This window comes from Tsukamurella sp. 1534, assembly GCF_000312385.1.
Classification (GTDB): Bacteria; Actinomycetota; Actinomycetes; order Mycobacteriales; family Mycobacteriaceae; genus Tsukamurella.
This window is the reverse complement of the sequence record NZ_HE997628.1, coordinates 305995-326705: the sequence shown is the minus strand read 5'-3', so window position 1 is coordinate 326705 and position 20711 is coordinate 305995. Positions and strand designations below refer to the sequence as shown.

The 20711-nt window shown below is 71.2% G+C and carries 21 protein-coding genes, 1 tRNA gene and 1 other RNA gene; 11 read left to right on the top strand and 12 right to left on the bottom strand.

Annotated features, from left to right (window positions below):
- The 4 genes from BN39_RS19675 to BN39_RS19660 are packed head-to-tail and all read right to left on the bottom strand — an operon-like array spanning position 1 to position 4093.
- The gene (locus BN39_RS19675; protein WP_040768910.1) at positions 1-1407 is read right to left on the bottom strand and encodes an RNB domain-containing ribonuclease; all 1407 of its coding nucleotides are present in this window, start codon (positions 1405-1407) and stop codon (positions 1-3) included.
- A 25-nt stretch (positions 1408-1432) separates the two neighbouring features.
- Positions 1433-2215 carry an acyl-[acyl-carrier-protein] thioesterase gene (locus tag BN39_RS19670; protein WP_237741736.1) on the bottom strand — a complete coding sequence of 261 codons (783 nt, stop codon included), beginning with the start codon at positions 2213-2215 and terminating at the stop codon, positions 1433-1435.
- Positions 2216-2267: 52 nt separating this feature from the next.
- Complete coding sequence (locus BN39_RS19665; protein WP_019204162.1) at positions 2268-3110, bottom strand: ABC transporter permease; 843 nt, start codon at positions 3108-3110, stop codon at positions 2268-2270.
- Positions 3107-4093 carry a daunorubicin resistance protein DrrA family ABC transporter ATP-binding protein gene (locus BN39_RS19660; protein ID WP_019204161.1) on the bottom strand — a complete coding sequence of 329 codons (987 nt, stop codon included), beginning with the start codon at positions 4091-4093 and terminating at the stop codon, positions 3107-3109. The genes BN39_RS19665 and BN39_RS19660 overlap by 4 nt, the downstream gene beginning before the upstream one ends.
- Positions 4094-4175: 82 nt before the next feature.
- Between BN39_RS19660 and BN39_RS19655 the strand changes: the two genes are divergently transcribed.
- Complete coding sequence (locus tag BN39_RS19655; protein ID WP_019204160.1) at positions 4176-4439, top strand: hypothetical protein; 264 nt, start codon at positions 4176-4178, stop codon at positions 4437-4439.
- 27 nt (positions 4440-4466) lie between these two features.
- Here BN39_RS19655 and rnpB read toward each other — a convergent pair.
- The 4 genes from rnpB to BN39_RS19640 all read right to left on the bottom strand — a co-directional run bounded on the left by rnpB (position 4467) and on the right by BN39_RS19640 (position 7455).
- Positions 4467-4880, bottom strand: an RNA gene (gene rnpB, locus BN39_RS22510) — RNase P RNA component class A.
- A gap of 34 nt (positions 4881-4914) precedes the next feature.
- A complete protein-coding gene (locus BN39_RS19650; RefSeq protein ID WP_019204159.1) occupies positions 4915-5562 on the bottom strand; it encodes a histidine phosphatase family protein in 648 nt (215 codons plus the stop codon).
- Entirely contained in the window at positions 5559-6317 is a 759-nt protein-coding gene (locus BN39_RS19645) for a zinc ribbon domain-containing protein (RefSeq protein ID WP_019204158.1), read from the bottom strand. Before BN39_RS19645 ends, BN39_RS19650 begins: the two co-directional genes overlap by 4 nt.
- Positions 6318-6357: 40 nt before the next feature.
- Positions 6358-7455 carry a Nif3-like dinuclear metal center hexameric protein gene (locus BN39_RS19640; protein ID WP_019204157.1) on the bottom strand — a complete coding sequence of 366 codons (1098 nt, stop codon included), beginning with the start codon at positions 7453-7455 and terminating at the stop codon, positions 6358-6360.
- Positions 7456-7504: 49 nt separating this feature from the next.
- Between BN39_RS19640 and BN39_RS19635 the strand changes: the two genes are divergently transcribed.
- Both BN39_RS19635 and BN39_RS19630 read left to right on the top strand, forming a co-directional pair.
- Complete coding sequence (locus BN39_RS19635; RefSeq protein WP_019204156.1) at positions 7505-7972, top strand: low molecular weight protein-tyrosine-phosphatase; 468 nt, start codon at positions 7505-7507, stop codon at positions 7970-7972.
- The gene (locus tag BN39_RS19630; RefSeq protein ID WP_019204155.1) at positions 7965-8840 is read left to right on the top strand and encodes an SURF1 family protein; all 876 of its coding nucleotides are present in this window, start codon (positions 7965-7967) and stop codon (positions 8838-8840) included. Before BN39_RS19635 ends, BN39_RS19630 begins: the two co-directional genes overlap by 8 nt.
- On the opposite strand, the gene BN39_RS19625 is transcribed toward BN39_RS19630, so the two are convergent.
- Complete coding sequence (locus BN39_RS19625; RefSeq protein WP_040768908.1) at positions 8782-9714, bottom strand: cobalamin biosynthesis protein; 933 nt, start codon at positions 9712-9714, stop codon at positions 8782-8784. The two genes, BN39_RS19630 and BN39_RS19625, sit on opposite strands and share 59 nt — an antisense overlap.
- Positions 9715-10067: 353 nt before the next feature.
- On the opposite strand from BN39_RS19625, the gene BN39_RS19620 reads away from it, so the two are divergent.
- The gene (locus tag BN39_RS19620) at positions 10068-11489 is read left to right on the top strand and encodes an NAD(P)/FAD-dependent oxidoreductase (protein WP_019204153.1); all 1422 of its coding nucleotides are present in this window, start codon (positions 10068-10070) and stop codon (positions 11487-11489) included.
- 57 nt (positions 11490-11546) lie between these two features.
- Complete coding sequence (locus BN39_RS19615) at positions 11547-11954, top strand: hypothetical protein (RefSeq protein WP_019204152.1); 408 nt, start codon at positions 11547-11549, stop codon at positions 11952-11954.
- A 19-nt stretch (positions 11955-11973) separates the two neighbouring features.
- Here the strand turns inward: BN39_RS19615 and BN39_RS19610 are convergent.
- The 3 genes from BN39_RS19610 to BN39_RS19605 all read right to left on the bottom strand — a co-directional run bounded on the left by BN39_RS19610 (position 11974) and on the right by BN39_RS19605 (position 12924).
- A tRNA-Val gene (locus tag BN39_RS19610) sits at positions 11974-12050 on the bottom strand.
- The gene (locus BN39_RS22880; protein WP_081586203.1) at positions 12041-12541 is read right to left on the bottom strand and encodes a peroxiredoxin; all 501 of its coding nucleotides are present in this window, start codon (positions 12539-12541) and stop codon (positions 12041-12043) included. The genes BN39_RS19610 and BN39_RS22880 overlap by 10 nt, the downstream gene beginning before the upstream one ends.
- Positions 12538-12924 carry a DUF3052 domain-containing protein gene (locus tag BN39_RS19605; protein ID WP_051159081.1) on the bottom strand — a complete coding sequence of 129 codons (387 nt, stop codon included), beginning with the start codon at positions 12922-12924 and terminating at the stop codon, positions 12538-12540. Before BN39_RS19605 ends, BN39_RS22880 begins: the two co-directional genes overlap by 4 nt.
- 377 nt (positions 12925-13301) lie before the next feature.
- Here BN39_RS19605 and aceE point away from each other — a divergent pair, with 377 nt between their 5' ends.
- From aceE to BN39_RS19575, 6 genes are all read left to right on the top strand, one after another.
- Positions 13302-16025, top strand: coding sequence for a pyruvate dehydrogenase (acetyl-transferring), homodimeric type (gene aceE / locus BN39_RS19600; RefSeq protein ID WP_305808086.1), 2724 nt, complete (start codon positions 13302-13304; stop codon positions 16023-16025).
- A 6-nt stretch (positions 16026-16031) separates the two neighbouring features.
- On the top strand, positions 16032-17324 hold the full coding sequence (locus BN39_RS19595) for a CdaR family transcriptional regulator (RefSeq protein WP_040768739.1): 1293 nt from the start codon (positions 16032-16034) through the stop codon (positions 17322-17324).
- A gap of 137 nt (positions 17325-17461) precedes the next feature.
- On the top strand, positions 17462-18364 hold the full coding sequence (locus tag BN39_RS19590; RefSeq protein WP_081586201.1) for an ACP S-malonyltransferase: 903 nt from the start codon (positions 17462-17464) through the stop codon (positions 18362-18364).
- A gap of 76 nt (positions 18365-18440) precedes the next feature.
- A complete protein-coding gene (gene acpM / locus BN39_RS19585; protein WP_019204148.1) occupies positions 18441-18746 on the top strand; it encodes a meromycolate extension acyl carrier protein AcpM in 306 nt (101 codons plus the stop codon).
- Positions 18747-18749: 3 nt separating this feature from the next.
- Positions 18750-20057, top strand: a complete 1308-nt coding sequence (locus tag BN39_RS19580) for a KasA/KasB family beta-ketoacyl-ACP synthase (RefSeq protein WP_019204147.1) — start codon at positions 18750-18752, stop codon at positions 20055-20057.
- A 224-nt stretch (positions 20058-20281) separates the two neighbouring features.
- On the top strand, positions 20282-20704 hold the full coding sequence (locus BN39_RS19575; protein WP_019204146.1) for a hypothetical protein: 423 nt from the start codon (positions 20282-20284) through the stop codon (positions 20702-20704).
- Positions 20705-20711 lie beyond the last annotated feature (7 nt).

Here is a 20711-nt window from a genome sequence, read left to right as displayed (position 1 = left end):
TTAAGTTAGCGCGGATTCGTACACGAAACCGACCTTCCGCGAAACCGCATCCACGCTCTCGAGCCGCACGGTGACGCGGCTGCCCTCCGGGGGCCCGCCCGTGCACGGCGCGATCACCGCGGGATCCTCGACCAGGATCTGGTCCTCCCGCATGGCGATCGCCTCGAAGGTCTCCCCGACCCGATCGGCGAGGATGACCGTCTCGGTGAGGTCGATGCATGCCCGGTCGATCTTGTTCGCGACGCCGTTGGTGCGCTGCATGACCTCCGCGGCGCCGTCGAGGGCGTCCCGCGCCCAGGCCGGCACCTCGGTGCCCGCACACACGGCGAGGCACACCTCGGTGGCGTACCGGTCGGCCAGGCGGCGCAGCGGCGCGGTCACGTGCGCGTACGGCGCGCCGACGCCGGCGTGCGAGGGGTCCGCCGGGGCGGCCGGCGCCGCGGAGGTGCCGAACGCGGCGTATCCCGAGCCACGGAGCAGCCGCGTCGCGTCGCTCATCGTCGCGAGCCCCTGCGGGGTACCCACGTCGACCGCGGCGAGGAACTCGCCGACTGTGGCGCCGTCGGGCCACGCCTGCCCCATGGCCGACGCGGTGCGGCGGAGGTCGGCCACCGCATCGTCGGGCGCGGCGGGCAGCGTGCGCAGGAGGCCCACGCCGGCGTCGAGCATGATCTTCGCCGCGCACACTCCGGTGAGCAGGGAGATCTGGGCGTTGTAACCGTCGAAGTCGGTGCGCGGCTCGATCCGCAGCTCCCAGCCGTCGGCGCCCCGCACGGCCTCCTGGGCGGGTAGGCGCAGGTCGACGGCCCCGTGGGCGCGTCCCCATCGCTGGCGGAGCCTCCCGACGTCGGCGAGCAATGCGATCGAGGGGTGGGGGCGGCCGGCGTCGTGATCCGCCTGCACCCCGGCGTAATCGAGCTTGGCGCGGGAGCGGACCACGGCGCGCCGCACGGACGCGGCAGTGACCTCACCGGCCGCGTCGAGCCGGATCTCCCAGAGCGCGGCGGCGCGGTCCTCGTCGGGCAGCAGCGATCCGACGCCCTCGGACAGCGACCGGGGGTGCAGCGGCACCGAGCCGTCGGGCAGGTACACGGTCTGGCCACGGCGCAGGGACTCCGCCTCCAGCGCGCCGCCCGGGGCGACGAGCGCCCCGACGTCGGCGATGGCGTAGTGCACCAGGTAGCCGTCGCCGTCGGCGGCGATGTGCACCGCCTGGTCGAGGTCGCGGGACCCGGGCGGATCGATCGTCACGAACTCGATGTCGCGGCGGTCCTCGCGGCCGTCCGCCGCGCGGTCGGCGGCGGCGTCCGCCTCGGCCTGCGCCGCCGCGGGGAAGTCCTCGACCAGCTCGAACTCGGTGCGGATCGCGCCGAAGTCCACATCGGACGACGGGACGGCGCCACGCATGGGGATCCCGGCCACGTGTGCGCCCCTACTCCGCGACTGCCTCGACGCTCATCGCGGCGGCGGTGCGGTCGCCCGCGACCAGCCAGGCGTACAGCACGTCGCCCTCGCGGTGCGCCAGCAGCCGCGGCTCGTCCTCGATCTGCAGCGCGGAGTTGTGCTCCACGATGCCCCGCAGCGGGAGCCGCTCCCGCAGGTCCGGCTGGGTGGCGAGCACCTCCTCGAGCGCGGTCCAGTACACGGCGTTGTTGACGTGCTGGATGATGTCGAGATCTGCCGCGCGCAGCAGGAACGGCACCTCCACCGCATCGGGATGCGGCTTCGGATCGAGCCACTGCTTCCAGCGCAGCACTCCCGGCTCCGCGGCCGCCCCGAACGTGGACAGGAACGTGTCGCTCAGCGCCGACGGGGTGAGCGTGTCGATGTTGAAGTTGATCCAGAAGGCCTCGGTCTCGATCCGGGTGCCCTTCTGCCCGTCGATGCCGATGCGCACGTTGCACCAGCGCGAGCCCATCTTCGAACCCCAGCGCTCCACGGTGAGGATGTCGGGCTGCTCACCGCCCTGGACGATCTCGATGACGGTGCGCCGCACCACCCAGTACGGGTGCACGTCCTCGTAGTCCACGTGGCGCAGGTGGTCCTGCCCCGTGTCCTGCAGGTACCGCGCGACCCCGTCGAACTTGAGGCGCCGGTCGGGGCTGACCGCGTCGCCGCGCACGGACCGCTGGGCGGTGTAGATGGCGCCGCTCTCGAGCAGCTCGCGCCGCCGTTCGGGCTCGGTGATACGCGGGGGCAGGGGTTCTCCGATCACGCTCGGAGTCTTCCACATCACACGCCGCCCGCTGCCGCGTACACCCGAACCCTCAATCGGTGGTGCGCTTGTTGAAGGCGCGGAGCGCGAGGGGCGCGAACACCAGCGTGAGGGCGACCGCCCACACCACGGTGGCGAGCACCGGGTGCTGCAGGGACCACGGCGCGTCGGGCCGGAGCGGCATCCCGTTGCCCCACAGTTCACGCATGGCCTGCACGAGCGAGGACACCGGGTTCCACTCGGCGACCGCCCTCAGCCACGGCGCCATGCCCTCGGTGGGCACGAAGGCGTTGGACAGGAACGTGATCGGGAACATCGTGGCGAACATGAACCCGTTCACGGCCTCGATCGACTGCATCATGCAGCCGACGAGGATGCCGAACCAGATCATGGCGAAACCGAACAGGAGCAGGACCGCGAAGCCCAGCACCGCGTCCACCGGGTTGGTGCGGATGCGCCACCCGATCGCGAGGCCGGTGACGCACATGACGACGATGCCGATCGACGAGTGCAGCAGACTGGCCACGCTGCGCCCGATGAGCACCGCCGCGCGGCTGATGGGCAGCGACCGGAATCGGTCGATGACGCCCTTGTCCAGGTCCGTGGTGAGGCCGCCGGCCACCACGAAACAGGTGAACACCATCGTCTGGCCCAGGATGCCCGGCAGCAGGTACTCGCGGTAGGAGACGCCCTGGGTGGGTATCGCCGCGCCGAACACGAACGCGAACAGCAGCGTGAACATGATCGGCTGGATCGTCACGTCGGAGAGCATCTCCGGCATGCGCTTGGTATGGATCATACTGCGCCGGACCATGATCCACGCCTGCTGCCAGATGGTGGTCTGGTGCGTCTCGATCGCGGCGCCGGCGGCGGCGGGCGCGGGGGCGGCGGTCATGCGGGGGCCTCCTCGGCGGCGGGGGCCTCGCTCTCCGTGCGATGGCCGGTCAGGGACAGGAAGACGTCGTCCAGGCTGGGGCGCGAGAGCCCCAGGTCGTCGACGGAGATGTTGCTCTCGGCGAATACCGCGACGACGCGGTTGAGGTCCGAGAGCCCGTCCGCGGGGGTACTGAGGCGGCGCGCGCCCTCGTCCACGAACACCTCCCCGCCCAGTTCGGCCAGCAGCACCCGCGCCCGGGGGATGTCGGCGGACTCGGAGACGGTGAGCACCAGGCTCGCCGCGCCGGCCTGCTCCTTGAGCTGCAGGGGCGTGCCGTGCGCGATCACCGTGCCGCGGTCGATCACCACGATGTCGTCCGCGAGCTGATCGGCCTCCTCGAGGTACTGGGTGGTGAGGAGCAGGGTGGTGCCCTGCGCGACGAGGGACCGCAACACGTCCCACAGCTCGGTGCGGGATCGCGGGTCCAGTCCGGTGGTGGGCTCGTCGAGGAACAGCACGGGCGGCGCGGTGAGAAGGCTGACGGCGAGGTCGAGCCGCCGGCGCATGCCGCCTGAGTACGCCTTGACCTGCTTATCCCCCGCCTCGGTGAGGGAGAACTCGTCCAGCAGCTGCTCGGCGCGGTCCCGCAGCACCTTCTTCGGGATGCCGTAGAGCCCGCCGATCATCCGCAGGTTCTCCCGCCCCGTGAGGATCTCGTCCACCGTGGCGGCCTGGCCCGTGAGCCCCATGCTGCGCCGGACCTGCGCCGGGTTCTCGACCACGTCGAAACCCGCGACCCGCGCCGTGCCGGAGGTGGGCGGCGACAGGGTGGTCATCATGCGGACGCACGTCGTCTTCCCGGCGCCGTTGGGGCCGAGGAGGCCCAGGACGGAGCCGCGCGGCACCTGGAAGCTGACGCCGTCCACGGCCGTGAAGTCACCGAACCTCTTGACGAGGCCGACCGCCTCGATCGCCCAGTCACCCGCTGCTGTGTCTGTCATGTCCGAAACGGTAATCGGACCCACTGACGAGTTTCTAGAACTTTTCCGCACCGCCCGGGCCGCGGCGCGCGACGATGAGCACATGCCGATGCTGAAATCCGGTGCGGTGGTGACCGTGTACGCCGGAGCCGAGGACGAGGCCCGGGTGGCCGACCTGCTCGCGAAGTACGGGCACACGTGGCTGCGCACCACCGGGCTGTACGTCGCCTCCACCGGGACGGTCGAGGTGGTGATGTTCCGGGTGGGCATCCGCGGCCGCGGCAGCGGTCGCCTGGTCAAGGAGCTGCGCGAGCTGCGGCACAGCGCGTGGGTCGACTTCGACGTGACCGGCGACGCCGGCTTCTGACGCGCCGCGGCGCCGGCGGGGCCGGGGCGGACGAGCTGACCTGTAAGCCGGATCCTGTCCCGCCCCACGTCGCCGTGGGACGGTGGCGACCATCCATCTGGACACACCGTCGCCGGGTGCCTCGAGCGGTCCACCCGCGCGCTCGGGCGGGCAGCCCTCGATCACGCGCGCAGCGGAACCTCGCGGTTCCGCCTTCGACCTTGCTCCGGGTGGGGTTTACCGAGCCGCGACGGTCACCCGCCGCGCTGGTGCGCTCTTACCGCACCGTTTCACCCTTACCGGGACTCACGCCCCGGCGGTCTGTTCTCTGTGGCACTGTCCCGCGGGTCACCCCGGGTTGCCGTTGACAACCACCCTGCCCTGTGGAGTCCGGACTTTCCTCGACGCGGGCTGCTCCGGTGAGCCGGCCGTTCCCGTCGCCGCGGCCGCCCGGTCAGCTCGTCCGCGTCGTACAGGATACCCCTCCCCGACGGGGTCAGAGCCCGGGCGTGTGGTTCACCCGTCGCACCGAGGCCCCGCCGTCCGGGTAGAAGTCGGCGATCGAGATCGACGCCAGGTCCAGGTGCAGCCGGTACAGCAGCTGCGGGCCCACGTCGAGGGCGATCCGGAGCGCCGTTTTGATCGGCGTCACGTGCGAGACCAGCAGCACGGTGCGACCGCGGTACTCCGCGGTCACCCGCTCCAACACGGCTGCGACCCGCGCGTGCACCTCGTCGAAGCTCTCGCCTCCCGGGGCGGCCACGGAGGTGTCGCCGAGCCAGCGGCCGTGCAGCTCGGGGTCGCGGGTGCGGGCCTCGGAGAACGAGAGCCCGTCCCACTGGCCGAAGTCGGTCTCGATCAGGCCGGGCTCCACCTCGACGGTGAGCCCACGGTTCGCGGCGACCTCCTCGGCGGTCTGCCGGGCCCGGTCCAGCGGCGAGCTGAGGATCGCGTCGATCGCGGTGTCCGCGAGGAGGCCCGCGGCGGCGGCCGCCTGCGCGTGGCCGGTCTCGGTGAGCGGCGGGTTCCCGCGGCCCGAGTACAGGCGTGCGACGGAGGCGGCGGTCTGGCCGTGCCGGAGCAGGATCAGCCGGGTCGGCTCGTGCTCGGACGTGGTCCAGCCGCCGCGCTGGGGCGCGCTCATTCCTCGGACTTCGCCTGCGGCAGGCCGGACTCGTTCGTCCGCACCAGGATCGCGCCGCACTCGTCGCAGTGCACCACCACATCGGCCGCGGTCTTGGAGACCGTGTCGAGGAACCCGCGGTCCAGTTCGAGGCGGCATGCACCGCACCGTCGGGCCCGCAGCAGCCCGGCGCCCGTGCCGGACGCCTTCCGGCACCGCTCGTACTCGGCGTAGAGCTCCTCGGGCACCGTCGCCACGAGATCCTCGCGGGTCCCGGTGGTGCGGCCACGCGCCACCTCGATGTCCTTGAGCGCCTCGTCGCGGCGGCGCCGGGCGGCGTCGATCTTGTCGGTCGTCGCGTTGACCGTGGCCTCGGCGCGCTGCTGGTCCAGCTCCACCGCCTCGCGGCGCTCCATCACCTCGAGCTCCTCGTCCTCGAGGATCGACTGGCGGCGCTCCAGGCCGCGCAACTCGTGCTCGATCTCGGTGAGCTGCTTCGCCGCGACCCGGCCCGAGGCGAGCAGCTCGCGGTCCTTCGCCTCGCGGAGACGGGTCTGCTCGACCTCCTTCTCGAGCTTCGCGATGTCGCGGTCGAGGTCCTCCACGAGGATCGACACCCGCACCGATTCGTCCCGCTCGGTGGTCGCCTGCTTCTCGAGCTCGGCGATCTCGGCGTCCTCCGGCAGGTGCGTGGCGCGGTGCGCGAGCCGCGCGATCTCCGCGTCCGTCTCGGCGAGGTCGAGGAGGGACCGCTGGGCGTCCGGATCAGCGTTCATTCGGCCGAGTGTACTGATGGGCACCCGCGCCGGGTGCGCGTCAGCCGTGAACGGCGAACGGATCGGTGGGGCGGTCGTAGACCGCGACATCGGCATGGGGCCGCAGGAGATCGGCGACGGCTGCACACCAAGGGAATTCGGTTCCCCAGTGGGTTCCGTCCACGACGGCGGGGCCGCCGGCGCGCAGGTGCTCGTCGACGGGGTGGTGCCGCAGGTCGCCGGTCACGTAGGCGTCCACGCCGAGCCGGGCGACGGTGCCGAGCAGCGAATCGCCCGCTCCCCCGCACACGGCCACGGTACGGATCTCGGCGTCGGGGTCGCCGGCGCCGCGGGCGGTCACCCGCAGCGCCTCGGACACCCGAGCGGTGAACGCGGCCAGGGTCAACGGCGCGGGCAACACGCCGACGCGGCCGAGGCCCCACTCCCGGTCGCCGCCCGCCAGTTCGATCACGTCGTAGGCGGGTTCCTCGTACGGGTGGGCCTCCTGCAGGGCGCGCTCGACGGCGCCGCGGGCGGCCCGGTCGGCGACCAGCTCGACTCGGGTCTCGGGAAGCCGCTCGAGCTCGCCGCGGGCGCCCACGGCGGGGTTCGACGCGGCACCGGGCCGGAACTGGCCGGCACCGTCGACCCGCCAGGCGCACTCCGAGTACTCCCCGACCGTCCCTGCGCCGGCCGCGAACAGCGCGGCGAGCACACCGTCGGCCCGCCCGGGCGGAACCATGACGCCCCACCGGTCCAGGGGACGCGCGGGCGCGAGGTGTTCGACGGGGCCGGTCACCGTGAGCCCGAGGGCGGCGGCCAGCGCGTCGTTGACGCCGCCCCGCGCCCGGTCCGCGTTGGTGTGGGCGGTGAACAGCGCGACGCCGTGCGTGATGAGGCGGTGCACCAGCGCCCCCTTGGGGGTGTTCGCGGCCACGGTGTCCACGCCGCGCAACAGCAGCGGGTGGTGCGCGACCACGAGCTGCGCGCCCTGCTCGATCGCGGCGTCGACCACGGCGGCGGTCACGTCGACGCAGGCGAGAACGCGGGTGACGTCGGCGGCCGGGTCGCCGCAGACCAGGCCCACGCTGTCCCAGCCCTCCGCGAGCCGCGGCGGGTAGGCCTCGTCGAGCACGTCGATCACGTCGGACAGCAGCATGGGACCAGGGTATGCCCGGCGCGTGTCCGGCTTCGGGCAGGATGGGGGTGTGAAGACCCCGCTGCATGTCACGTTCGTGTGCACCGGCAACATCTGCCGCTCGCCGATCGCCCGGATCGTCTACGAGAGCGCGATCGCCGATGCGGGCCTCGCCGACCGGGTGCGGGTGAGCAGCGCCGGGACCGACGGCTGGCACGAGGGCGCGCCGGCCGACGACCGCGCCCGGGCGGTGCTCGAGGCGGCGGGCTATCCCAGCGAGCACAGCGCCGCCGAGGTCACCGCGGATCACCTGTCGGCCGATCTCGTGGTGGCGTTGCACCGCTCGCACGTCGCGCCGCTGCTGCGCCGCGGCGTCCCGGACGCGAGGCTGCGGCTGCTGCGCAGTTTCGATCCGGACGCGGACCACGAGAGCGTGCCCGACCCCTACTACGGGGATCTCGACGAGTTCCGCGTGACCCTCGGGCAGGTCGAGCGCGCGATGCCCGGGCTGATCGACTGGACGCGGGCGCATGCCTAACTGGCTCAAGGTCGCACTCCAGCCGCGGTGGATCGCCCTCGCGGTCGCGGCCCTGGCGTTCACCGCGCTCTGCTGGTCGGTGCTCGCGCCGTGGCAGCTGGGCAAGAACACGTCCACCAGCCACCGCAACCAGCAGATCGCCGATTCCGTGAACGCCGACCCGGTGCCCGCGGCGCAGTTGCTCGGCGGCCGCACCGACGTGCCACGGGACGCGGAGTGGCGCAAGGTCACGCTGACCGGCAGCTTCCTCACGGACAAGCAGGTACTCGCGCGGCTGCGGAACCAGGACGGGAACCCCGCCTACGAGGTGCTCGTCCCGTTCGCGGCGGACGACGGCGCCACCTACCTCGTGGACCGGGGTTTCGTCCGCACGCCGACGGGCGGCGTGGTGCCGGACTTCGCGCCGCCGCCGTCGGGCACGGTCACCGTCGACGCCCGGTTGCGCGCCCCCGAACCCACGTCGCCGGACAGGGCACCGCGCGTGGAGAACGGCTACCTGCAGGTGTACGCGATCGACCCCGCCGCGGTGGGCCCGGCGCTGGGCGTGTCCCTGGCGCCCGGCTACCTGGACCTCGCGGAGGGGCAGCCCGGAGTGCTGGATCCGGTGCCGCTGCCGATGCTCGACGCCGGCCCGTACCTCTCGTACGGGCTGCAGTGGCTGGCGTTCGGGATCATGGCGCCGCTCGCCATCGGCTACTTCGTGTGGTCCGAGGTGCGCCGGCGCCGCGAGGACCGCGCGGTGTTCGAGGCCGGGGATGCTGCGCAGGGCGCCGGCCCGGGCGACGCCGACGGTGCACCGCAGGAACAGGTCAGCCCCGAGGCCGCACGCGCCGCCAGGCTCGCCGACCGGTACGGGCGCCGAGGATAGTCACGGCCAGCGCGCCGAGTTCCACGACGAGCGAGAGCCGCGCCGCCCGCGCGAGATCGGCCGGCTCGGGGGCGCGTCCGTCACCCAGGACGGGCCGCGACTCCACGCCGTGCGCGTACTGCGTGCGCCCGCCCAGCCGCAGGCCGAGCGCGCCCGCGGCCGTCGCCTCCGCGACCCCCGCGTTGGGGCTCGGGTGTTCCGCCGCATCGTTCCGCCAGGCGCGGATCGCGTCCGACGGTGCGCCCCCGACCGCCGGCGCCGCCGCGACGGTGACCACCCCGGCGAGCCTCGCGGGGATCGCGTTGAGAACGTCGTCGAGCCGGGCCGAGGCCCAGCCGAAGTCGGCGTACCGCTCGTTGCGGTAGCCGACCATGGCGTCGAGGGTGTTCGCGGCGCGGTACGCGAACAGCCCGGGGAGGCCCAGCGCCGCGCCCCAGAACAGCGGCGCCACCGCCGCGTCCGAGGTGTTCTCGGCGACGGATTCGGTGGCGGCGCGGGCCAGCCCGGCCGCGTCCAGCACGGCCGGGTCGCGCCCGCACAGCGACGGCAGCAGCCCACGCGCGGCCTCGAGGTCACCGTCGCCCAGGTGCCGGCCGAGGTCCGCGCCCACGCCCCGCAGACCCGCTCCCCCGACCACGGCCCAGGTGCCGATCGCGGTGGCGCCGGGCACCTTCCGCAGCGCGTAGCCGGCGGCGGCCGCACCGCTCACGAGGAGCAGGGTGTACGCGGCACCCCTGGTCTTCGACGGTGCGTACATCCGGCGCTCCAGAGCCGTTGCGACGGTGCCGAACCCCGCGACGGGGTGGTAGCGGCGCGGGTCGCCGAACACCTCGTCGGCGAGCACTCCGAGCGCGAGCTCAGTGGAACGTTTCACGGAGGCCGACGCTACCGGGACGTGACCGGGTGACGAAGCCCGGTCACGAACCACCGCAGAACCGGGTGTTCGTGACCGGGATTTCGCCGCAGCGGTCAGGTCCAGGGTCCTGGTGGCGGCGGCGTCCACGCCGAGGAACTGCACCACCTCGTCGACGGTGCGCAGCGGGGCGCCTGTGTCCCTCGTGGCCGAGGACGCGATCTCCCAGACGGTGCCGCCGAGGGGCGGGGCGAGGAGAGGGGGCGTCATGACGGCAACGCTATGGCCGAGGACGGTTCCCGCGCTCCTCGCTTCCTGACCGGTCCCCCGCAGGGAGGCGGCATCGCACGTACCGTGAACGACGGAGGTGGCACATGGCGGATGCTGAGTACGACGTGATCGTCCTCGGGGCCGGGCCGGTCGGCGAGAACGTCGCGGACAGGGCGGTCCAGGGCGGCCTGAGCGCGGCACTCGTGGAGAGCGAACTGGTGGGCGGCGAATGCTCCTATTGGGCGTGCATGCCCTCGAAGGCGCTGCTGCGCTCGGGGCAGGCGGTCCGCGAGGCACACAGGGTCGCGGGCGCCGCGGAGGCCGTGACCGGGCGGATCGACGTGGAAGCCGTTCTCGCCCGGCGCAACTCGTTCACACACGACTGGAAGGACGACTCCCAGGTCGCATGGGCGGAACACGCGGGCATCACAGTGGTCCGCGGGCACGGCCGGATCTCAGGGCCGAAGCGCGTCACAGCCACGGCGCCCGACGGGGCCGAGCGCAGCTTGACCGCCCGGCAGGCGGTCGTCGTCGCCGTCGGTACCGAGGCAGCGGTCCCGGACGTCGACGGGCTGCGCGCCTCGCGCCCGTGGACCAGCCGCGAAGCCACCGGTTCGCAGTCGGTTCCGGGCCGGCTGGCCGTGATCGGCGGGGGCGTGGTCGCGGTCGAAATGGCCACGGCGTACGCGGATCTCGGATCGAAGGTCACCGTGATCGCGCGCAGCGGATTGCTTCGCGGGCTGGAGCCGTTCGCCGGCGAGCTCGTCGGCGAGGGGCTCCGCGGGCTGGGCGTGGAGCTGATGCTGGGCGCCGCACCCACGCGGGTCGCGCGCACCGGCGCCGGAGTGGAGATCCAGACCTCGGAGGGGATCACCGTCGTCGCGGACGAAGTGCTCGCCGCCACCGGACGGTCGCCGCGGACGGCCGATATCGGCCTCGACTCCGTGGGGCTCGTGCCCGGTTCCTGGCTCACCGTCGATGACACGCTGCGCGTCGAGGGGTTCGACTGGCTCTACGCGGTGGGCGATGTGAACCATCGCGCACTCCTCACCCACCAGGGCAAGTACCAGGCGCGGGCCGCGGGTGACGCGATCGTGGCGCGGGCCGCCGGGGCGGCGCTCGCGGACGGCGCGTGGGGCGCGCACGTCGCGACCGCGGATCACGCGGCGGTGCCGCAGGTGGTGTTCAGCGACCCGGAGGTCGCCGCCGTCGGCCTCACGGAATCCGCCGCGCGCGATGCGGGTATGACGGCGCGCGTCGTGGATTACGACCTGGGCGGAGTCGCCGGCGCGGCACTGTTCGCGGACGGGTACGCGGGGCGCGCGCGAATGGTGGTGGACGAGGACCGTCGCGTGATCGTGGGCGCCACCTTCGTGGGTTCCGCCGTCGCCGAGCTGCTGCACGCCGCCACCACGGCGGTGGTCGGCGAGGTACCGATCGAGCGCCTCTGGCACGCGGTGCCGGCGTACCCGACGGTCAGCGAGGTGTGGCTCCGGCTGCTGGAGGCCTACCGGTCGGGCGCCTGACGCGGATCCGGCCTTGCGATACCGAACACATTCATGTTGGTCATGTTAATCTGCGGCATGACTGATTTCGGATCTACCACCCGCAGGATCGCCCTCGGCGCCTTCGGCGCCGCCGCCCTCGCGGTCACGCTCCCCGCGCTCGCCTCCGCCGCGCCGAAGACGGACGCGGACCTGGCCAAGTCCGTGGCGTGCGCGTACGCCGCGCAGATCGCGCAGCACGCGGACCAGGACTCCGTCGGCTCCAGCTACGGCCCCAAGCGCGTCAGCGAGCGGAACGGGATCTACGTCGTGGACTGCGAGGTGCGCGTCATGAAGCGCTCCGGCAGGAGCACGGTGAGCGCCGAGGGAATCCCTCCGCTCATCTACCGCGTCACGGTCGACGGCAACAACCGGTTCTTCGTCACGAACGCGGTGGGCCCGAACGTGCCTCCGGTGCGTGGTCCGGGAGCGCCGCGGGCCGTCTGATCAGGCCCGGACCCGGGGGTGGTGCGCGCGGAGGGACTCGAACCCCCGACAACCGGTGTGTAAGACCGGGACTCTAACCAACTGAGCTACACGCGCCGACCGGATGAGGCTAGCGCAGCCAGCGCGTCTTCCCAAAGCGACTGATCGCGCGGGACGCCCGGCTCGTTCATCTCCGAGAACCGGATCACGCCGTCGCGGTCCACGACGAACGTGCCGCGGTTCGGGTACCCGTTCTTCTCGTTGAGCACGCCGTACTCCCGCGAAACCGTTCCGTGCGGCCAGAAGTCGGACACGATCGGGAACAGGTAGCCCTGCGAACCGGACCACACCTTGTGGGTGGGCGGCGGCCCGACGGAGATCGCGACCACGGCGGCGTCGTCGTTCTCGAAAGCCGGGAGCGAGTCCCGGATTCCGCCGAGTTCGCTCTCGCACGTCCCCGTGAACGCGAGCGGGAAGAACACGAGCAGGACGTTCTTCTCGCCGCGGTACGAGGACAGCGTGAGCGGGCGGTTGTTCTGGTCCCGGAGGGTGAAATCGGGCGCGATGCTGCCGGCGGGCAGCGGACCGTCTGTGTGGGGCTGCGTCACCGCTTGCCCACGCGGCCGGACTTCGGCTGCACCAGGCGGGAACCGATCCATTCGCCGAGGTTCGTCGACGAGGTCTGCGTGAGTCCCGCCGTCGGCGCCGATTCCGCGATCTCGCTCGGTTGCACGTACCCGGGACGCCCCGTCTTCGGGGTGAGCACCCAGACGTATCCGTCGTCCGACAGCGGGGTGATGACGTCCATCAGGGTGTCGACCAGGTCCCCGTCGTCGTCGCGCCACCACAGCACCACGGCGTCGACCACCTCATCGGTGTCCTCGTCGAGCATCTCCGCGCCGGTGATCTCCTCGATCGCCAGACGCAGTTCGTCATCGGTGTCGTCGTCCCAGCCGATCTCCTGCACGATGTTGCCGGGCTGCAGGCCCATCTTCTGGGCATAGGACCCATTCACGGACACCGGTGAGAGCCTCCTCCAAAGCCGACGACGGCGCTTCACCGTCGTTCTTCATGTGCGTTCGGTTACGAACTCGCGGCGCAGCCGCGGTGTCGAACTTACGGCACTGGTCCCCTACAGCAGACCCGGTACGGCGATGTTGCGCAAGTGCTGACGTGAAATCGCCTCCCGGTGACGGACTGTTGAGTAACTTCCGATTGCGGCAGGATGGGACGTGCGACACACCGCACTCCTGAACCACGCGCTCGCGACCCATAGGAGCACTAGTGACCGACTCGAACGCCTTCACCGAGGCTGCAACGGGATCCGCCCCGGCACCGTCGACCGACGGACGCCCCGATCGGGTCCGCGTGATCCGGGAAGGAGTGGCGTCGTATCTCCCGGACATCGATCCGGACGAGACCGGTGAATGGCTCGAGTCGCTCGACGATCTGATCGCCACGCACGGGCCGGCCCGGGCGCGGTACCTGATGCTCCGCCTGCTGGAGCGCGCGAGCGAGCAGCGCGTCTCCATCCCGTCGCTCACCTCGACGGACTACGTGAACACCATCCCCACCGATCTCGAGCCCTGGTTCCCCGGCGACGAGGAGATCGAGCGCCGCTACCGCGCCTACATCCGCTGGAACGCGGCCATCATGGTGCACCGCGCGCAGCGCCCCGGCGTCGGCGTGGGCGGCCACATCTCCACCTACGCGGGCGCGGCGTCGCTGTACGAGGTGGGTTTCAACCACTTCTTCCGCGGCAAGGACCACCCCGGCGGCGGCGACCAGATCTTCATCCAGGGCCACGCCTCCCCCGGCATCTACGCGCGTGCCTTCCTCGAAGGCCGCATCCCCGCGGAGCGCCTGGACGGTTTCCGGCAGGAGCAGTCGCACGAGGACAAGGGCAAGGGCCTCCCCTCCTACCCGCACCCCCGGCTGCTGTCGAACTTCTGGGAGTTCCCGACGGTGTCGATGGGCCTCGGCCCCATGAACGCGATCTTCCAGGCGCGGTTCAACCACTACCTGAACGACCGCGGCATCAAGGACACCTCGGATCAGCACGTCTGGGCGTTCCTGGGCGACGGCGAGATGGACGAGCCCGAATCGCGCGGCCAGATCCAGATCGCCGCCACCGAGGGCCTGGACAACCTCACCTTCGTGGTCAACTGCAACCTGCAGCGCCTCGACGGCCCCGTACGCGGCAACGGCAAGATCATCCAGGAGCTGGAGTCGTTCTTCCGCGGCGCGGGCTGGAACGTGATCAAGGTGATCTGGGGCCGCGAGTGGGACGAACTGCTGCACAAGGACCGCGACGGCGCCCTCGTCAACATCATGAACAACACGCCCGACGGCGATTACCAGACCTTCAAGGCGAACGACGGCGCGTTCGTCCGCGAACACTTCTTCGGCCGCGACCCGCGGACCAAGGAGCTGGTCCAGGACATGACCGATGCGCAGATCTGGGGCCTGCGCCGCGGCGGCCACGACTACCGCAAGCTGTACGCGGCCTACAAGTCGGCGATGGAGCACAAGGGCCAGCCGACGGTGATCCTGGCGCACACCGTCAAGGGCTTCGGCCTGGGCCACAACTTCGAGGGCCGCAACGCCACGCACCAGATGAAGAAGCTCACGCTGGACGACCTCAAGCAGTTCCGCGACCAGTTGCGCATCCCGATCTCGGATGCGGAGCTCGAGAAGGATCCGTACCTCCCGCCGTACTACAACCCCGGCCCGGAGTCGAAGGAGATCCAGTACATGCTGGATCGCCGCAAGCAGCTCGGCGGCTTCCTTCCGTCACGGCGCACGCAGGCGAAGGCCCTCGCGACGCCCGGCATCGAGGCGCTGAACGTGATGCGCAAGGGCTCGGGCAAGCAGGAGGTCGCCACCACGCAGGCGGTGGTCCGGATCTTCAAGGAGCTGCTGCGTGATCCGGCGGTCGGTTCCCGGATCGTGCCGATCATCCCCGACGAGGCGCGCACGTTCGGCATGGACAGCTGGTTCCCCACGCTGAAGATCTACAACCGCCTCGGCCAGACGTACACCGCGGTCGACGCGCAGCTGATGCTCGCGTACAAGGAGAACTCGCAGGGCGTCATCCTGCACGAGGGCATCAACGAGGCCGGGTCGACCGCGTCGTTCACCGCGGTGGGCACGTCGTACGCCACGCACGACGAGCCGATGATCCCGCTGTACATCTTCTACTCGATGTTCGGCTTCCAGCGCACCGGCGACGGGCTGTGGGCGGCCGCCGACCAGATGGCCCGCGGTTTCGTGCTGGGCGCCACCGCCGGCCGCACCACGCTCACCGGCGAGGGCCTGCAGCACGCGGACGGGCACAGCCACGTGCTCGCGTCGACCAACCCCGCGGTCGCGGCGTACGACCCGGCGTTCGGCTACGAGCTCGCGCACATCGTGATCGACGGCCTGCGGCGGATGTACGGGGAGAACCCCGAGAACATCTACTACTACATCACCGTCTACAACGAGCCGATCCACCAGCCGGCCGAGCCCGAGGGCCTTGACGTGGACGGCCTGCTCAAGGGCCTCTACCTGTTCAAGCCCGCCGAGAGCGGCCACGACCTGAAGGCGAACATCCTGGCCTCGGGCGTCACCATGCCCGACGCGCTGCGCGCGCAGGAGCTGCTCGCGCAGGACTGGGGCGTCTCGGCTTCGGTGTTCTCGGTGACGAGCTGGGTGGAGCTGCAGCGCGACGGCATCGCCGTGGAGAAGGCCGCCCTGCGTGATCCGGCCGCCCCCGCGGGCACGCCGCACGTGACGAAGGTGCTGTCCGGGACCGAGGGCCCGACGGTGGCGGCGTCCGACTTCATGCGCGGCACGCAGGACCTGATCCGGGCATGGGTGCCGGGCACCTACGTCACCCTGGGCACCGACGGTTTCGGGTTCTCGGACACCCGTCCGGCGGCTCGTCGCTACTTCAACGTGGACGCGGAGTCCATCGTCGTGGGCGTTCTCCTGGGCCTCGCCCGCGAGGGCGCGATCGATTTCTCCGTGGCCGCGGACGCCGCGAAGCGGTACCGGATCGACGACGTGCTCGCCGCCCCGAAGCAGGTTTCGGACCCCGGCGTAGCCTAGGAACCCATGACCGCCGATACGGGCTCGTTCCCCCTTCCCGGGAGGCCGGGCAAGGGAGGCTTCACCAGGAAGCGCCCCGAGCCCCGCGACGTGCTTCCCGAGGCGATCCTGACCCGGATCCGGCAGTATTCGGGCAGGGTCGCCACGGAGGCCGTGCGGTCCATGGAGGAACAGCTCCCCTACTTCGCGGAGCTCGAGGCCAGCCAGCGCGCGTCCATCCAGTTGGTCGTGCAGACGGCGGTGGTGAACTTCGCCGAGTGGATCGACCACGGCGGCGACGTGGCGTACACGGTGGCCGCGTTCCAGTCGGTCCCGCAGGACCTGGCCCGCAAGGTGTCCCTCCTGCAGACCGTCGAGATGGTCCGTGTGGCCATGGAGTTCTTCGAGAAGTGGCTGCCGCTGCTCGCCCGCAACGAGGACCAGCTCATCGCGCTCACCGAGGCGGTGCTGCGGTACGGCCGGGAGATCGGGTTCGGCGCGGCGTCGATCTACGCGTCGGCGGCGGAGGCCCGCGGCGCGTGGGACTCCCGGATGGAGGCGCTGGTGGTCGACGCGGTGGTCCGCGGCGACACCGGCGCCAACCTGCTCTCCCGAGCGGCGGCCCTGAACTGGGACCCGGTCGCGTCGGCCACCGTCATCATCGGCAATCCCCCGCCCGATCAGAACGTGTCGGTGGCCGGATCGGTGCACGACACCGCCCGCGGGCACGGCCGCTCGGCCCTCGCCGTTGTGCAGGGCACCAAATTGGTGGTCATCGTCAGTGGTGCCGTGATGTCCGGGGACGCGTTCGCGGACGCCCTCATGCCGCATTTCGCCGACGGTCCCGTGGTGATCGGTCATACGACCCCCACGCTGGAGGACGCGCACGCTTCGGCGGTCGAGGCGATCGCCGGCGTGAACGCCGTGGCCGGCTGGCCCGGGGCCCCGCGCCCGGTGCACAGCTGGGAACTGCTGCCCGAGCGCGCTCTGATCGGCGACACGCACGCCGGCCGCACGCTGTACCAGCTGCTGGTCAAACCCCTCGAAGAGGCCGGTTCCGCCTTGTCGGACACCCTCGACGCCTACTTGGACTCCGGCGGCGCCGTCGAGACCTGCGCGCGCGAGGTCCTGTTCGTCCACCCCAACACCGTGCGGTACCGCCTGAAGAAGATCGCCGAGATCACGGGCCGCGATCCGCAGGCCCCGCGGGACGCCTTCGTACTGCGTGTGGCGGCCACGATCGGGCGTCTCGCGGCCGCCAATCCGGACCGCTTCACCCCGCCCGCTATGACGCGGATCACAGACATCACACTGAACTAGCCCAGTCACAAATAACACTCTGGTAACAGACAGGCCTCGCTGAGCAGCACATTTGTGGAGACCCCACAAATTAGATGAACAAGGTTCTCAGGCTGCGACACCTTCTTTTCAGGTTCCGGGGGTGTTTCCTAGAACACGTGATTGCACTGCTCGCCCCCGGACAGGGTTCCCAGAAGCCCGGCATGCTGACGGCATGGCTCGACCAGCCGGCTGCCGTGGACCGCCTGCGCGCTTGGTCCGAGATCGCCGATCTCGACCTGGTCCGCCTCGGCACCATCGCCGAGGCCGACGAGATCACCGACACCGCCGTGACCCAGCCCCTCGTGGTCGCCGCCGCACTGCTCGCGTTCGAGCAGATGGGCGCACAGCCGGCCGACACCGTCGTCGCCGGGCACTCCGTGGGAGAGCTCGCCGCCGCCGCGGTGGCGGGCGTCATCACCGCCGACGAGGCCGTGCGGCTCGCCGCGATCCGCGGCCGCGCCATGGCCGCTGCCTGCGCCCTGGTCCCCACCTCGATGACCGCCGTGCTCGGCGGCGACGAGGCCGAGGTCCTGGAGCGGCTCGCCGACTACGACCTGGTTCCGGCGAACATGAACGCCACCGGCCAGATCGTCGCCGCCGGCGCCGTCGAGAACCTGCAGAAGCTCGCCGACAACGCCCCGGAGAAGGCGCGCCTGCGCCCCCTCGCCGTGGCCGGCGCCTTCCACACCGAGTTCATGGCCCCCGCGCAGGAGGCCGTCGCGGCCGCCGCGAAGGACATCACCCCTCGGGATCCGCAGCTCACGCTGCTGTCGAACCGCGACGGTAAGGCCGTCACCTCCGGCGAGGCCGCCCTGTCGCAGATCGTCGCGCAGGTCACCCGCCCGGTCCGTTGGGACCTGTGCACCGCCACGATGCGCGCGGCCGACGTCTCGATGGTCGTGGAGCTGCCGCCCGCGGGCACCCTGGTGGGCATCGCCAAGCGCGAGCTCAAGGGCGTTCCGCAGGCCGCGATCAAGGCCCCGGCCGATCTGGCCGAGCTGCTCGCCTCCGCGCGCTGATCGCACCCTCCGACTGACACCGACCTTGACGACGGGGCCGTCCGGCACCGTCGAACAACAAAGAAAGGGACCCACTGTGGCCACCAGCCAGGACGAAATCGTCGCCGCCATCGCCGAGATCATCGAGGAGGTCACCGGTATCGAGCCTTCCGAGGTGACCCTCGACAAGGCGTTCATCGACGACCTGGACATCGACTCGCTGTCGATGGTTGAGATCGCTGTGCAGCTCGAGGACAAGTACGGCGTCAAGGTGCCGGACGAGGACCTCGCCGGCCTGAAGACCGTCGGCGACGCCGTCGCGTACATCCAGAAGCTCGAGGCCGAGAACACCGAGCTCGCCGCGGAGCTGAAGAGCAAGTACGAGGCCGAGAAGAACCAGTAGCACGTGGCTTCGCTGAGGAATTTCTCGACGCTCGGCGGACAGTTCCCCAGCGTCGTCGTCACAGCCATCGAGCTGACCACGTCGATCGGAGTCGACACCGACTCCACATGGCAGGGACTGCTCGACGGTAAGAGCGGCATTCGCCCGCTCGAGGGAGATTTCATCGGCGTGCAGATCCCCGATCTGCCCGTGCGGTTCGGCGGCCAGCTGCTGTCGGACCCGTCGGACGACGTGCCGGAGCGCCCCGACCGCGCCCACGCCGGCGACATCAGCAAGCAGCATGTGTCGAAGCGGCGCATGTCCTACGTCGAGCAGGTCGCCCACGTGATGACCAAGCGGCTGTGGGACAACGCCGGTCGCCCCGACGTCGATCCGGCCCGCCTCGCGGCGGTCGTCGGCACCGGCCTCGGTGGCGGCGAGACGATGGTGCAGGCCGTGGACGCGCTCCGCGATTCCGGCGTGCGCAAGGTCTCGCCGTTCGCGGTGCAGATGTCCATGCCGAACGGTGCGTGCGCCGTCTCGGCGCTGGAGATCGGTGCCCGGGCCGGCGCGATCGCGCCGGTCTCGGCGTGCTCCACCGGCAACGAGGCCATCGCACACGCGTGGCGGCAGATCGTCCTCGGCGACGCCGATATCGCGGTCTGTGGTGGCGTGGAGGGTCGGATCGACTCGCCGCCCATCGCGTCGTTCGCGATGATGCGCGCGCTGTCGACCCGCAACGACGATCCGCAGGCCGCGTCGCGCCCGTTCGATAAGGACCGCGACGGCTTCGTGTTCGGCGAGGCGCAGGCGCTGATGGTGATCGAGACCGAGGAGCACGCACTGGCGCGCGGCGCGAAGCCGCTCGCCCGGCTCCTCGGCGCCGGCATCACGTCCGACGGCTACCACATGGTGTCGCCGGACGTGGAGGGCGGCGGCGCGGCGCGCGCGATGAAGCGGGCGATGGAAACGGCGGGCCTGTCCCGCTCGGACATCGACCACATCAACGCGCATGCCACGGCGACCCCGATCGGCGACACCGCGGAGGCCAAGGCCATCAATGCGGTCGTCGGCACGGATGCCGCGATCTACGCCCCCAAGGGCGCGCTCGGCCACTCGATCGGTGCCGTCGGCGCCCTCGAGGCCGCGCTCACGGTGCTCTCGATCCGGGACGGGATCATCCCGCCCACCCTGAACCTGGAGAACCAGGATCCGGAGATCGAGCTCGACGTGGTGCACGGCGAGGCCCGCAAGGGCGAGATCAACTACGCGCTGAACAACTCCTTCGGGTTCGGCGGCCACAACGTGGCGCTGGCGTTCGGCAAGTACTGAGCAAGATTGACAGAGACCGGCCGTCGGGACATCCCGGCGGCCGGTTTCGCATTCTCCGGCGTGGCCGCACGCAGCCGAGATCCGAGGAACCTCAGTCAGATTCTCTGACTACCTATGAGATCGCCCGTGGTCACAGGATTTTCGAGTAGTCGACCACTCGCGTGCCGGGCGAGCACCGGCAGAACACTCGATGTCGTCCACCTCCTCGTCGAAAGGACGACCTCATGACTCTGCGCACTTCTCGCACCTGCGCCGCGGCGTTGATCGCGCCCACCCTCGCCGTCGCCTGTCTCGCCGGCGCGGGCGTCTCATCGGCGTTACCGCCGGCCGGCCCCGCGCCGCTCGATCCCGACGACCTCCGTTCCGGCCCGGCGGCTGTACGGCTGCTGCGGCTGACCGTCGTATGGGAACAGTCGCTCGGCACCAACTCCGCACTCGTCACCAATCCCGGCCCCCGCGACGCGGGCGACTGCACCTACCGGTTCAAACCCGCCGGCGGCGCGACCTACACCGGAGCGGTGCCGTTCCGCCTGGGCCCGAACCAGACGCACCGGGTCACCACGCCCGGGGTTCCGCTGGGCATCGTGTGGGACGTGGCGATCCGGTGCACCGGCGGCCACTTCTTCAGCGGCCGGACGCGGTTTTGAGGGGGCG

Excerpts from the sequence above, each read along its gene's own strand:
- BN39_RS19675 (WP_040768910.1), bottom strand. The coding sequence starts at position 1,407 with ATGCGTGGCGCCGTCCCGTCGTCCGATGTGGACTTCGGCGCGATCCGC.
- BN39_RS19665 (WP_019204162.1), bottom strand. The coding sequence starts at position 3,110 with ATGACCGCCGCCCCCGCGCCCGCCGCCGCCGGCGCCGCGATCGAGACG.
- BN39_RS19660 (WP_019204161.1), bottom strand. The coding sequence starts at position 4,093 with ATGACAGACACAGCAGCGGGTGACTGGGCGATCGAGGCGGTCGGCCTC.
- BN39_RS19655 (WP_019204160.1), top strand. The coding sequence starts at position 4,176 with ATGCCGATGCTGAAATCCGGTGCGGTGGTGACCGTGTACGCCGGAGCC.
- BN39_RS19650 (WP_019204159.1), bottom strand. The coding sequence starts at position 5,562 with ATGAGCGCGCCCCAGCGCGGCGGCTGGACCACGTCCGAGCACGAGCCG.
- BN39_RS19645 (WP_019204158.1), bottom strand. The coding sequence starts at position 6,317 with ATGAACGCTGATCCGGACGCCCAGCGGTCCCTCCTCGACCTCGCCGAG.
- BN39_RS19640 (WP_019204157.1), bottom strand. The coding sequence starts at position 7,455 with ATGCTGCTGTCCGACGTGATCGACGTGCTCGACGAGGCCTACCCGCCG.
- BN39_RS19630 (WP_019204155.1), top strand. The coding sequence starts at position 7,965 with ATGCCTAACTGGCTCAAGGTCGCACTCCAGCCGCGGTGGATCGCCCTC.
- BN39_RS19620 (WP_019204153.1), top strand. The coding sequence starts at position 10,068 with ATGGCGGATGCTGAGTACGACGTGATCGTCCTCGGGGCCGGGCCGGTC.
- BN39_RS19615 (WP_019204152.1), top strand. The coding sequence starts at position 11,547 with ATGACTGATTTCGGATCTACCACCCGCAGGATCGCCCTCGGCGCCTTC.
- BN39_RS19605 (WP_051159081.1), bottom strand. The coding sequence starts at position 12,924 with ATGGGCCTGCAGCCCGGCAACATCGTGCAGGAGATCGGCTGGGACGAC.
- BN39_RS19595 (WP_040768739.1), top strand. The coding sequence starts at position 16,032 with ATGACCGCCGATACGGGCTCGTTCCCCCTTCCCGGGAGGCCGGGCAAG.
- BN39_RS19575 (WP_019204146.1), top strand. The coding sequence starts at position 20,282 with ATGACTCTGCGCACTTCTCGCACCTGCGCCGCGGCGTTGATCGCGCCC.